The 12,542-nt window shown below is 71.0% G+C and carries 13 protein-coding genes; 10 read left to right on the top strand and 3 right to left on the bottom strand.

The features are described 5' to 3' along the window. Positions 1-649: 50S ribosomal protein L25/general stress protein Ctc (locus CCR97_RS25545; protein ID WP_201159996.1), on the bottom strand; the 649-nt coding region annotated here is incomplete at its 3' end. A 382-nt stretch (positions 650-1,031) separates the two neighbouring features. Further along, positions 1,032-1,325, bottom strand: a complete 294-nt coding sequence (locus CCR97_RS25540; RefSeq protein WP_111360791.1) for an accessory factor UbiK family protein — start codon at positions 1,323-1,325, stop codon at positions 1,032-1,034. A gap of 214 nt (positions 1,326-1,539) precedes the next feature. Here CCR97_RS25540 and lgt point away from each other — a divergent pair, with 214 nt between their 5' ends. From lgt to CCR97_RS25495, 9 genes are all read left to right on the top strand, one after another. After that, positions 1,540-2,385, top strand: coding sequence for a prolipoprotein diacylglyceryl transferase (gene lgt, locus CCR97_RS25535; protein ID WP_111358527.1), 846 nt, complete (start codon positions 1,540-1,542; stop codon positions 2,383-2,385). Next, the gene (locus tag CCR97_RS25530) at positions 2,382-3,515 is read left to right on the top strand and encodes a class I SAM-dependent methyltransferase (RefSeq protein ID WP_111358528.1); all 1,134 of its coding nucleotides are present in this window, start codon (positions 2,382-2,384) and stop codon (positions 3,513-3,515) included. The genes lgt and CCR97_RS25530 overlap by 4 nt, the downstream gene beginning before the upstream one ends. Beyond that, the gene (gene pgeF, locus CCR97_RS25525; RefSeq protein ID WP_111358529.1) at positions 3,512-4,279 is read left to right on the top strand and encodes a peptidoglycan editing factor PgeF; all 768 of its coding nucleotides are present in this window, start codon (positions 3,512-3,514) and stop codon (positions 4,277-4,279) included. Before CCR97_RS25530 ends, pgeF begins: the two co-directional genes overlap by 4 nt. 181 nt (positions 4,280-4,460) lie before the next feature. Further along, the gene (locus CCR97_RS25520) at positions 4,461-5,093 is read left to right on the top strand and encodes a hypothetical protein (protein ID WP_111358530.1); all 633 of its coding nucleotides are present in this window, start codon (positions 4,461-4,463) and stop codon (positions 5,091-5,093) included. Positions 5,094-5,295: 202 nt separating this feature from the next. Next, positions 5,296-6,249, top strand: a complete 954-nt coding sequence (locus tag CCR97_RS25515; RefSeq protein ID WP_111358531.1) for a ribose-phosphate pyrophosphokinase — start codon at positions 5,296-5,298, stop codon at positions 6,247-6,249. A gap of 774 nt (positions 6,250-7,023) precedes the next feature. Then, the gene (locus CCR97_RS25510; RefSeq protein ID WP_111358532.1) at positions 7,024-7,524 is read left to right on the top strand and encodes a type III secretion system chaperone family protein; all 501 of its coding nucleotides are present in this window, start codon (positions 7,024-7,026) and stop codon (positions 7,522-7,524) included. Positions 7,525-7,746: 222 nt separating this feature from the next. Further along, positions 7,747-9,021 carry a phosphoribosylamine--glycine ligase gene (gene purD, locus CCR97_RS25505; RefSeq protein WP_111358533.1) on the top strand — a complete coding sequence of 425 codons (1,275 nt, stop codon included), beginning with the start codon at positions 7,747-7,749 and terminating at the stop codon, positions 9,019-9,021. 121 nt (positions 9,022-9,142) lie between these two features. Continuing rightward, positions 9,143-10,048, top strand: coding sequence for an alpha/beta fold hydrolase (locus CCR97_RS25500; RefSeq protein WP_111358534.1), 906 nt, complete (start codon positions 9,143-9,145; stop codon positions 10,046-10,048). 145 nt (positions 10,049-10,193) lie between these two features. Next, positions 10,194-11,024 (top strand): patatin-like phospholipase family protein, encoded by an 831-nt coding sequence (locus CCR97_RS25495; protein ID WP_111360419.1) that lies wholly within the window; start codon positions 10,194-10,196, stop codon positions 11,022-11,024. A gap of 117 nt (positions 11,025-11,141) precedes the next feature. Here the strand turns inward: CCR97_RS25495 and CCR97_RS25490 are convergent, their stop codons facing one another. Then, the gene (locus CCR97_RS25490) at positions 11,142-11,570 is read right to left on the bottom strand and encodes a nucleoside deaminase (RefSeq protein WP_111360420.1); all 429 of its coding nucleotides are present in this window, start codon (positions 11,568-11,570) and stop codon (positions 11,142-11,144) included. Between the two features lie 72 nt (positions 11,571-11,642). Here CCR97_RS25490 and CCR97_RS25485 point away from each other — a divergent pair. Further along, positions 11,643-12,542, top strand: a 900-nt coding sequence (locus CCR97_RS25485) for a pseudouridine synthase (RefSeq protein ID WP_201159995.1), incomplete at its 3' end; no start/stop codon positions are given.

Below are 12,542 nucleotides of genomic sequence, written 5' to 3'. Positions count from 1 at the left end.
CCTTGGCGCCGGCCGCCGGAGCCGCCGCACCCGCGGCCGGAGCGGCACCCGCCGCGTCCTTGGCGGCGCGCTGCTCTTCGGCATAGCCGGACGGCGGCACGAGGGTGACCAGCGTCGGGTCGAGCTTGCCGACCGTCTTGACGTTCGGCGGCAGCGTGATGTCGCTCAGGTGCCGCGAGTGGTTGATCTCCATGCCGGCGAGATCGATCTCGATCGACTCCGGGATGGCGTCCGCCGGGCAGCGCAGCTCGACCGCGTGGGTGACGATGTTGACGGTGCCGCCGCGCTTGATGCCGGGGGCGCCTTCCGGATTGACGGTGCGGATCGGCACCCGCACCCGGATGGTGGCGCCTTCGCCCAGCCGCATGAAGTCGACATGCACGGGGCGGTCCTGCAGCGGCTCCAGCTGATAGTCGCGCGGGATCACGCGATGCTTGGTGCCGTCCAGCTCGACGTCGAAGATCGTCGTCAGGAAGTGGCCGGCGAAGATGCGCTGACGCAGCTCGGCCGAATCCAGGGAAATGGTGACGGGCGGCTTGTTGTCGCCGTAGATCACGCCGGGAACGCGGCCTTCGCGACGAACGGCCCGGGCGGCCCCCTTGCCGGCCCGCGGACGCGACGTCGCCTTCAGCTCTTTGACGGTCGTCATGGTTGTGTCCTCTCTCCAACCGGGAACGCCCGCTCGCGCGGCCCCGCCCGGTCGATGCACGGATGAAGATTGCCGCTGACGCGGCGGCGCGGCCGGCCTCCAGGGGTGCGTGCAGGCCGCGGAACGCGGGCTTATAGCAAAGCGCCGCCCGGATTGACAAGGAAGGGACTGTTCGGCCGAGCGCGCCCCGGCGCGTCACCTCTCCCCGCCGCGCGGGGAGAGGTCGGACTTTGCGCCGGCAGGCGCGAAGTCCGGGTGAGGGGGCGCCTCCGCGAGTCTCTGCTGTACGGAGACGCCCCCTCACCCGACTCGCCGCGGCGCGGCGAGCCACCCTCTCCCCGCACGGCGGGGAGAGGGAAAAAGCCCAGTCGCGGCCGAAGCCTCACACCACCGCGGTGGTGCCGGCGTCCAGGCCATTCGAGCCCGAGGCGGCGAGCTTCGCCTCCAGGGCGGCGAGGCGGGCCTTCAAGACCTCGTTCTCCTCGCGGGCGAGGCGGGCCATCTCCTTGACGGCCTCGAACTCCTCGCGCTGGACGATGTCCATGTCGCGCAGGATGCGCTCCGCCTGGGTCTTGATCAGGGTCTCAGCCTCGCGGCGCACGCCCTGGGCGACGCCGGCCGCGTCGTTCATCAGTCGGGCCATCTCGTCGAAGAACCGGCTCGTCGTCTGGGCCATCGTTATGTCGTCTCCGGAACGCATGATCGGCAATGGGTGTCGGTCGCGGCAGACAATGGCGATCGCGGTGCAGCGACGCAAGCGCCGTGGTCGGCCGGGCCGGCGATCCGCCGCCCTGTCGCCGCCGCCACGCGCCGCCGCTTGACGCGCGGCGGCGCGCGCCGCATCACCCGAACCGCCCCGCCGCCGAACCGTTCCACCGAAGAGACCGCCGATGCCGCTCGCCGTCCTGGAGTTCCCGCGCATCGACCCGGTGCTGGTGAGCCTCGGCCCGTTCGCCATCCGCTGGTACGCGCTCGCCTATATCGTCGGCATCCTGCTCGGCTGGATGTATGCCCGCGCCCTCATCCGCAACGAGCGGCTGTGGGGCGGGCCGGCGCCGCTGACCGTGGTCGACTTCGACGACTTCGTGGTGTGGGTGACGCTCGGCATCATCCTGGGCGGCCGCACCGGCTATGTGCTGTTCTACAATTTCGACCTGTTCGTCGCCGATCCGCTAAAGATCGTGAAGCTGTGGGAAGGCGGCATGTCGTTCCACGGCGGCTTCCTCGGCTGCGTCGCCGCCGTGGTGCTGTTCGCCCGCTCGCGCGGCCTGTCGATCCCGACCGTGGGCGACCTCACCTGCGCCGTCGCACCGATCGGCATCCTCCTGGGGCGGCTCGCGAATTTCATCAACGGCGAGCTCTGGGGAAGGCCTGCGCCGGACGTCCCCTGGGCCATGGTGTTTCCCGGCGGCGGGCCGCTGCCGCGGCATCCGAGCCAGCTCTACGAGGCCGGGCTCGAGGGGCTCGCCCTGTTCCTGCTGTTGTTTTTCGCCGTCCGGGCCGGCGCGCTGAAGCGGCCCGGGCTCACCGTCGGGTTGTTCGCCTGCTTCTATGCGGTCGCTCGCTCGTTCTGCGAGTTCTTCCGCGAGCCCGACCCGCAGCTCGGCTTCCTGTGGGGCGGCATGACCATGGGGATGCTGCTGTCGGTGCCGCTGTTCCTGGCCGGCGTCGGGTTCGTCGTCCACGCGCTGCGCCGGCCGCCGCTCGGCCGCGCCACGCCGGCCGAGGCGGCATGACGGCTCCGCCGCCCTCGCCCCTCGCCGACCTGCTGCGCCGAACGATCGCGGAGGCGGGTCCGCTGCCGCTCACCGACTGGATGGCGCTCTGCCTCGGCCACCCGGAACACGGCTACTACGCGACGCGTGACCCGCTCGGCCGCGCCGGCGACTTCGTCACGGCGCCCGAGATCAGCCAGATGTTCGGCGAGGTTTTGGGAGTCTGGGCCGCCGCTGTCTGGCAGCAGATGGGCGCGCCGTCGCCGGTCCGGCTGGTCGAGTTCGGCCCCGGCCGCGGCACCATGATGGCCGACATGCTTCGCGCGGCGCGGGTGCTGCCGGGCTTCCGGGACGCGCTTCACGTGCATCTGGTCGAGACAAGCCCGGTCCTCGCGGCGCGCCAGCGCGAGACCTTCGCCGGCGCCGGCGTGCCGGTCGCCTGGCATCGCGACCTCGCCGAGGTGCCGGACGGCCCGGCGATCGTCGTCGCCAACGAGTTCTTCGACGCCCTCCCCGTGCACCAGGCCGAGAAGTCGCGCGACGGCTGGTGCGAGCGGCGGATCGGGCTCGGCCCGGACGGCAGCTTCGTCCTCACGCTCGGCCCGGCCGATCCTGACATCGCGGAGCGGGTCCCAGACTTCTGGCGCGTCGCCCCCTCGGGCACCGTGTTCGAGTGGCGCGACGCCGGGCCGGTCGCGGCGCTCGCCCAAAGGGTCGCCCGGGGCGGCGGCGCCCTGGTGATCGACTACGGCCACGTCGACCAGGGGCCCGGCGAGACGCTGCAGGCGGTGCGCGGCCATGCCTTCACCGACCCGCTGGCCTCGCCCGGCGAGGCCGACCTCACGGCCCATGTGGACTTTTTCGCGCTCGCCACGACGGCACGCGCCGCCGGGGCGGCCGTGCACGGGCCCGTCGGCCAGGCGAGCCTGTTGAAAAGTCTCGGGATCGAGGCGCGGGCCGCCGCCCTGAAGGCGAAGAACCCGGAGCGCGCGGCCGAGATCGACGCCGCGCTGGCCCGTCTGCTCGACACGACGACGAAAACCGGAATGGGTGCCCTGTTCAAGGCGCTCGGCCTCGCCGACCCGGCACTCGGCCCCCTGCCCGGCCTGCCGGCCGGCCCGACGACCGGCCCGACGGAGACTGCCCCATGATGCTCACCGCCCGCTCGCTCTCCGCCCTGCCCGGCATCAAGCACGCCTTCTTCACCCGCGAGGGCGGCGTCTCCGAGGGGCTCTACGCCAGTCTCAATGCCGGCTTCGGCTCGGGCGACGACCAGGACCGGGTGACCGAAAACCGCGCCCGCATGGCGGCGGCCGTCGGCGTCGCGCCCGACCGTCTGCTCAGCGCCATCCAGATCCATTCCGCCGACGTGATCGTCGCCGAGACGCCGTGGACTGCGGCCGGGCGGCCGAAGCTCGACGCCATCGTGACCCGCACGCCGGGGCTCGCGGTCGGCGCCTCGACGGCCGACTGCGGGCCGGTGCTGTTCGCCGATCCGGAGGCCCGGGTGGTCGGCGCGGCGCACGCCGGCTGGCGCGGGGCGCTCGCCGGCGTCACCGATTCGACCATCGCAGCCATGGAGTCCCTCGGTGCGTCGCGTGGAAAAATCGTCGCCGCGATCGGGCCGATGATCCGCCAGCGCAACTACGAGATCGGCCCCGAAGTGAAGGCGCTGTTCGTCGCCCAGGACCCGGCGCATGCGCGCTTCTTCGCCCCCGGCGCCGGCGACCGCGAGATGCTCGACCTCGCCGGCTACATCGCGGCGCGCCTCGCGGCGGCCGGGCTGCGCCACATCGAGGACCTCGACGTCTGCACCTATGCGGACGAGGCGCGCTTCTACTCGTTCCGCCGGGCCACCCACCGGGGGGAGCCGGACTACGGCCGCCACGTCAACGCCATCGCGCTGATGCCGTGAGCCTCGCCCGGGCGAGCGAGGCTTCGAAGCCACACCTCTTTAAAAACCGTTGACGATCGCCGCTCCGATCCCCGCGGCTGGATCCTCGCCACAATTACGGTAAAGTAAGTGTTACCGAACGAGGCGGGACACCGCCCGACGGACCCGCTCGACCGGGCCGCGGAGCACGGGGATCGAATTCATGCAGGCTCGACCGGCGCGGCGCTCCGCGCCGTCCGCACGGGGCGCGAGGAGCGGCGGGATCGGCGCGATCCTGCTGGCGCTCCTGTGTGGCGCCTGCACCCAGACCACCGGGCAGGCCGGCGGGCCGGCCGTCGCCGCGGCGCCCACGGGGCGCGCGACCGTCGCCTTTGAATCGATCGACGGGCCGCCCGAGAGCGTCTTCTCCCGCATGGTGCAGTCGCTGACCAGCGAGGCGCAGACCCGCCAGCTCGCCGTGGTGTCGCGCCAGACCCCGGCCCACTATCGCGTGCGGGTCTACACGGCGACGATCGTCACGCCGAAGAAGTCGGTGGTCAGCTGGGTGTGGGACGTCTACGACGCCGACCAGCGCCGCGTGTACCGGATGTCCGGCGAGGAGCCGGTGAGCGGCGCCGGCAGCAACACCTGGGCGGCCGCCGACGAGCAGGTGATTCGCCGCATGGCCTCGTCCGGGATGGACCGGCTCGCCGGCTTCATGGCGGCGCCGCGCTCGACGCCGGCCCCGTCCGGCCCGGCGCCCTCCGGCCCGGGCGGCGCGCCTGCGCCCGACGCAGCCCCGCCGGCCGACACCGGCATGGCGCTCGCCGCCTTCGACGCGTCGACGATGCCTTGAACGCCACATCCGCGGCACCCGGCGCCCACGGGCCGCGTCCGTCGCACATTAACTAGTCCGAGCAGACGTGTCCTCGCGACACCATACGCGGGCGAAAACCTTCCGGATAACAAAACCGTCGTATTGCGCCGGCCACGCCTGCCCTGTATTCAGGCGCCGCCGGTCAGGTTAGTCGCTCGCGTGGGCGTTCAGGAGGTCGGGAATGCCTGGCAAAAATGGAGCGATCAAGCTCGTCGCAGGCAACTCCAATCCGCGGCTCGCCGAGGCGATCGCCGCGTATCTGAAGACGCCGCTCACCCGTGCCGTCGTCCGCCGCTTCGCGGACATGGAGGTCTTCGTCGAGATTCTGGAGAACGTCCGCGGCGCCGACGTGTTCGTCGTGCAGGCCACGTCGTTCCCGACGAACGACCACCTGATGGAGCTCCTGATCATCATGGACGCGCTCAAGCGCGCGTCGGCGCGGCGCGTCACCGCCGTGCTGCCGTATTTCGGCTACGCCCGGCAGGACCGCAAGCCCGGTCCCCGCACGCCGATCTCGGCCAAGCTGGTCGCCAACCTGATCACCCGGGCCGGCGCCGACCGCGTCCTCACGGTCGACCTGCACGCCGGCCAGATCCAGGGCTTCTTCGACATCCCGACCGACAATCTCTACGCCTCGCCCGTGATGGTGCGCGACATCAAGGAGCGCTTCGAGCTCTCCAAGCTGATGGTCGTGTCGCCCGACGTCGGCGGCGTGGTGCGGGCGCGCGGGCTCGCCAAGCGCATCAACGCGCCGCTCGCCATCATCGACAAGCGGCGCGAGCGCGCCGGCGAGTCGGAGGTGATGAACGTGATCGGCGACGTCGAGGGCCGCACCTGCATCCTGGTCGACGACATCGTCGATTCCGGCGGCACCCTGGTGAATGCCGCCGATGCGCTGCTCGAGCACGGCGCCGAGCGCGTCTACGCCTATATCAGCCACGGCGTGCTGTCGGGCGGGGCGGTGGCGCGCATCACCGCGTCGCGGCTCAAGGAGCTGGTGATCACCGACTCGATCCAGCCGACCGAGGCGGTGCGGGTCGCCGACAACATCCGGGTGCTGTCGATCGCCACCCTGCTCGGCGAAGCCATCGGCCGCACCGCGGCGGAAGAGTCGGTGTCGAGCCTGTTCGACTGAGCGGAGCTTTCGCTTCGACAGTGGCGGCCCGCTCGTCGCGGATCATCCGTGCGACATCGCAGTGCCGGTCGTCCCGGGGCGCGCCGCAGGCGCGAGCCCGAGACCCACATCCCCTGTCGTCGTGAGCCATCCACACCGGGCGTATGGATCCCGGGCTCGCGGACCTGAAGGTCCGCGCCCCGGGATGACGAATGCCGTGGCGGTCGCTCCACCGGAATCGCCGGCGTGTCACTTCGAAATGCCGTGCGCTCCTCCCTGATCACTTGTCCTGATCACGACCGACTCACGATCGTGGCCGACTCACGTCGAGCATCGTGTCGGCGCGCCGCCCCGACTCGTTCCGGCTCCGATTCCGATCCGTTCCGCTTTTGATTCAGAATGGCGTCCAGAGGCATCGCCCACCCGAGTCAAACTGTCGCGGGGACAACTCCGGTTCCCTGTGGACCGACACCGGGCGGTCGTTGCGCGATTCAGCGGAATGAACGAACCCTTTCGGGTGGCCGCGACGATCGCGTCGCGGCCGTCACGGCCGGTCCGGCGGCGCCCGAAACGCGCCGTCCGGGGACGGATGTGAACTGCACGAAGATGCGGAGCGGGACCCGATTCCGTCGGACCAGGGCGCGCTCTATAGTCGAAGTACCGAGTGATTCGGTGTTCGTCGATCCCGCCCTGCAGGACGCCTGCGGGCGGGCGCTTCGGACACCCGGCGCGTGCCGTGGTGTGGCGTGCGTGCGTGCGTTCTCCCGCGTCCGGCACTCGAGGGGTGGAAGCGACATGTCGTTGATGGAGATCACGAGCTCGCGGAGCGCCAATCCGGTCGACATCGTCGAGCGGATCGCGGCGGTCAACGACTGGTCCTTCGCGCGGTCCAGCGAGGACGAGGTCACGCTCGTGATGACGGGCAAGTGGACCGATTATCAGATCTCGTTCACCTGGATGGGCGAGATCGAGGCGCTGCATCTCGCCTGCGCGTTCGATCTGAGAGTCCCGGAGCGCCGGCGCGCCGAGCTGCTCGAGCTCGTGACGATGATCAACGAGCAACTCTGGGTCGGCCATTTCGATTTCTGGGCCAACGACGGGCTCGTGATGTTCCGCCACGCCCTGGTGCTGGCCGGCGGCGTCGAGGCCTCGGGTCCGCAATGCGAGTCGATGCTCGCCACCGCGACCGAGGCCTGCGAGCGCTACTTCCAGGCCTTCCAGTTCGTCATCTGGGCCGGCAAGTCGCCCCGCGAGGCGATGGAAGCCGTGATGTTCGAGACCCACGGCGAGGCGTGAGGGCGGCCGCGATTCATCCGGCCGTCATTCCGGCGCGACCCGCAGGGCCGCGAGCCCGGACTCCATATCCCCCGTCCTGATGGCTTACGCGAGACAGGGCGTATGGGTCCCGGGCTCGCCGCTTCGCCGCGCTCCGGGACGACGCCTGCAGAGGTTACGGCTGCCGATTGCTGCTATAAGACCGGCCGATCCGTCCTCTAGACCCCCATCGGCCCTTCGCGCATGAACATCCTGCTTCTCGGCTCCGGCGGACGCGAGCACGCGCTCGCCTGGAAGATCGCTTCGAGCCCGCTCTTCGACCGCTTGTGGTGCGCCCCCGGCAATGCTGGCATCGCCCAGGAGGCCGACTGCGTCGCCCTCGACCCGCTCGACACGGATGCCGTGATCGGCTTCTGCCAGGGCAATGCCGTCGATCTCGTGGTGGTCGGGCCCGAGGCGCCGCTGGTCGCCGGCCTGGTCGACGCCCTGACGGCGGCCGGGATCAAGGCGTTCGGGCCGACCGCCGCGGCGGCGCGCCTGGAGGGCTCCAAGGGCTTCACCAAGGCGCTGTGCCGAGCGAACGGCATCCCGACCGCCGCCTACGAGGTGTTCACCGCCCCGGAGCCGGCCAAGGCCTATATCCGGGAAAAGGGCGCCCCAATCGTCGTCAAGGCGGACGGGCTCGCCGCCGGCAAGGGCGTCGTCGTGGCCGAGACGCCCGGCCAAGCCGAGGCGGCGATCGACGCGATGTTCTCCGGCTCGCTCGGCGCCGCCGGCGCCAGCGTCGTCGTCGAAGACTTCCTGACCGGCGAGGAGGCCTCGTTCTTCGTTCTGTGCGACGGCGAGACGGCGCTGCCGCTCGCCTCGGCCCAGGACCACAAGCGCGCCTTCGATCTCGATGTCGGCCCCAACACGGGCGGCATGGGCGCCTACTCGCCGGCACCGGTGATGACCGACGCGATCACGGCCCGCACCATGGACGAGATCATCCGCCCCACCCTGACGGCGATGGCCGCGATGGGCTGTCCGTACAAGGGCGTGCTGTTCGCCGGCCTGATGATCACGGCCGAGGGGCCGAAGCTGATCGAGTACAATTGCCGGTTCGGCGACCCCGAGTGCCAGGTGCTGATGCTGCGGCTCGCCTCCGACCTGGTGCCGGCGCTCCTCGCCACCTGCGACGGGACCCTGAAGGACGTGTCGCTCGCCTGGCACGACGCCGCCGCCATCACGGTGGTTCTGGCCGCCAAGGGGTATCCCGGCGCCACCGAGAAGGGCAGCGTCATCGACGGCCTGCGCGACGCCATGGCGGTCGACGACGTGGAAATCTTCCACGCCGGCACGGCCGAGCGCGACGGGCAGATCATCGCGGTCGGCGGCCGCGTGCTGAACGTCTGCGCGACCGGCAAGACGCTCGCCGAGGCGCGCGCCGCCGCCTACACGGCGGTCGGCGAGATCCGCTGGCCGGGCGGCTTCTGGCGCCGCGACATCGGCGCCAAGGGGCTCGCGCGACGCGGGTGATGAGGCGGCCCCCGCCCCCTCGAACGGCGTCTTACGGACGCCGCGACGATCCGGCTATGCTGCGGTGAGCGATCCGCCGATGCGGACCGCGCGTGCTGCATCGATGATGCTGGAGTCGCAGATGTCCGATCTCGCCGACCTCTATCCCCGCTTCGAATCGCACTGGATCGACACCAGTGCCGGCAAGCTGTTCGCCCGCTCCGGCGGCAGCGGGCCGCCGCTCTTGATGCTGCACGGCTATCCGCAGTCGAACGTGATCTGGCACAAGGTCGCGCCGGCGCTGGCGAAGCACTTCCGGCTGATCCTGCCGGACCTGCCGGGCTACGGCTGGTCGGCGGCGCCGCGCGCCGGGGCCGACCACGCGCCCTACACCAAGCGCGCCATGGCGACCGCCATGATCGACCTGATGGAGGCGCTCGGCCACGCCCGCTTCTCGCTCTGCGGCCACGACCGCGGCGGCCGCGTCGGCTATCGGCTGGCGCTCGATCATCCGGGACGATTGGAAAAACTCGCCGTGATCGACATCGTCCCGACCTGGGCGATGTGGCACAACATGGACCAGACGCTCGCCTACAAGGTCTGGCACTGGACCTATCTGGCCCTGCCGGCGCCGTTCCCGGAGACGATGATCGGCAAGGATCCGGTCTATTACCTCGACTGGAAGATCGCGAGCTGGTCGGGCACCAAGGATCTGACGCCCTTTGATCCGCGCGCGCTGGCGCATTACCGCGCGGCGTTCCAGGATCCGCTGCGCATCCACGCGAGCTGCGAGGACTACCGGGCCGGCCGCACCACGGATCTGGCCTTCGACGAGGCCGACCGCGCCGCCGGGAACAAGATCGCCTGCCCGATGCTGGTGCTGTGGGGGGCGAAGGGCATCCCCAGCGAGAACGCGCCGCTCGCCACCTGGCGCGACTGGGCGAACGACGTGCGCGGCGAACCGATCGACTCCGGCCACTTCCCGCAGGAGGAGAACCCGGCCGCCACCCAGAAGGCGCTGCTGGCGTTCTTCGCGGAGGGCCAGTGAGGGGCTCGTTCGAACAGTTGGACTCCCTGCCCCGTCATGGCCGGGCTCGTCCCGGCCATCCACGCCGTCCTTGCGGACTTGCCGCAAAGGCGTGGATGCCCGCGACGAGCGCGGGCATGACGGCGTCGGGTAAGCGGCAGAGGCCATGAAATCCTTCGCGCTCGCGCTCGGCGCCGGCGGGGCGCGCGGGCTCGCCCACATCGCCGTGTTCGAGGCGCTCGACGAGCTCGGCGTGAAGCCCACGGCCATCTCGGGCTCGTCGATCGGCGCCCTGATGGGCGCCGCCTACGCGGCCGGGATGAGCCCACGAGCGCTGCGCCGCCACGTCATCGCGACGCTGGAGAACCGCGGCGCGCTGATCGCCCGGCTGCTCGGCACCCGCGCCGCCGGGTTCGCCTGGTCGAGCCTGCTGCGGGTGCCGTTCGGCCACAACCCGGTGCTGCTCGATCCGGCGAAATTCTGCGCCGCCTTTCTGCCCGAGGCGATCCCCGAGTCGTTCTCGGACCTGAAGATCCCGCTGCTCGTCGTCGCCAGCGACCTGTTCGGGCAGGCCGAGGTGGTGTTCTCGGACGGCCCGCTGCGTCCGGCCATCGCCGCCTCGATGGCGATCCCGGGCCTGCTGCGCCCCGTCGAATACGGCGGCCGCGTGTTGGTCGACGGCGCCGCGGTCGATCCGCTGCCCTTCACCCAGCTCGCCGGCCGGGCCGACGTGGTCGTGGCGGTCGACTGCTCGACGGCGCCGCGCGAGAACACCGCGGTGCCGGAGGCGTTCGACTCGGTGTCCGCCACCATCACGCTGATGGGCCATGCCCTCGTCGCCGAGAAGCTCAAGCGGGTGCGCCCCGACCTGCTGATCCGCCCCAACGTGGCGATCTTCCGCCTCCTCGACTTCCTCCAGGCCATCGCCATCATCCGGGCCGGCGAAGCCATCAAGGACGACATCAAGCGGGATCTTTCAGTGCTGCTAGAGGGGTGACAGTTCTCGTTTTTGTAGGGTGGATTAGCGCCGCAGGCGCGTAACCCACCGAACAGCGCCGGTGACGGGTTACGCGCCTGCGGCGCTGACCATCCTACGAGTGCTACGAACGGAAACTCACCGCCGCTCCCTGAAAAACGCCCGCAACAACTCCGCGGCCGCCGTCTCGCCGATCCCGGAGTAAACTTCGGGGCGGTGGTGGCAGGTGGGGGACCCGAAGAGCCGGACCCCGCTCTCCACGGCGCCGCCCTTCGGGTCGGTCGCGGCGTAGTACAATCGGCGGATGCGGGAGAACGAGATCGCCGCCGCGCACATCGGGCACGGCTCCAGCGTGACGTAGAGGTCGCAGTCGGGCAGCCGCTCCGAGCCGAGCGTCGCGCAGGCGGCGCGGATCGCCAGCATCTCGGCATGCGCCGTCGGATCGCGGTCGGCGAGCGTGCGGTTGCCGGCACGCGCCACCACGGCGCCGTCGCGCACGATCACGCAGCCGATCGGCACCTCGCCGGCGTCGCCGGCGGCACGCGCCTCGGCGAGCGCCAGGTCCATGAAAGACGTCAAAAGCTCGTTCCCGCGCGCGAACTCTGCTATCAGGCTCGCTCCTTATCCAAGATCGAGACCATGCCGGACAAGCCCCGAGACGATTCAGCGCCCGACACCGCGCCCGCGCAGCGCCCCGCCCCGCCCGACGGCGAGCGCATCGCCAAGGTGATGGCGCGCGCCGGCCTGTGCTCGCGCCGCGACGCGGAGGCATGGATCGAGGCCGGCCGCGTCGCCGTCAATGGAAGCGTGATCACCTCGCCGGCCCTCGACGTCACTCGTAAGGACCGCATCACGGTCGACGGCGAGCCGCTGCCGGCGGCCGAGCGCACGCGGCTGTTCCTCTATCACAAGCCGGTCGGCCTGGTGACGACGAGCTTCGACCCCGAGGGCCGGCCGACCATCTTCGACTCGCTGCCCGAGGATCTGCCGCGGCTGATCAGCATCGGCCGCCTCGACATTTCCACCGAGGGCCTGCTGCTGCTCACCAACGACGGCGGCCTCGCCCGGCAACTGGAATTGCCGGCGACCGGCTGGCTGCGCCGCTATCGCGTGCGCGCCCACGGCGCGGTCGACCAGCGTGCCCTCGACGCGCTCAAGAACGGCCTCGAGGTCGACGGCATCCAGTACGGCCCGATCGAGGCGACGCTCGACCGCAGCCAGGGCGCCAATGTCTGGATCACGATCGGCATCCGGGAGGGCAAAAACCGCGAGGTCCGCAACGTCCTCGACACGCTCGGCCTGCAGGTGAACCGGCTGATCCGCGTCTCCTACGGCCCGTTCCAGCTCGGCGAGCTTCTGGACGGCGACATCGAGGAGGTCCGAACCCGGGTGTTGCGCGAGCAGCTCGGCGAGCGGCTCGCCGAGGAGGCCGGCTGCGACTTCTCCGGCCCGATCACGCCGCGTGCGCCCTCCGAGGAGGAGCGACGCGAGCGCGCCGCCCGTGGCGCCCGCGGCACGCCGGGTCCGCGTGGCGACACC

Origin of the sequence: Rhodoplanes elegans (assembly GCF_016653355.1) — a bacterium.
GTDB lineage: Bacteria > Pseudomonadota > Alphaproteobacteria > Rhizobiales > Xanthobacteraceae > Rhodoplanes > Rhodoplanes elegans.
The sequence above is the reverse complement of the archived record's forward strand: the minus strand, read 5'-3'. Positions and strand labels throughout refer to the sequence as shown.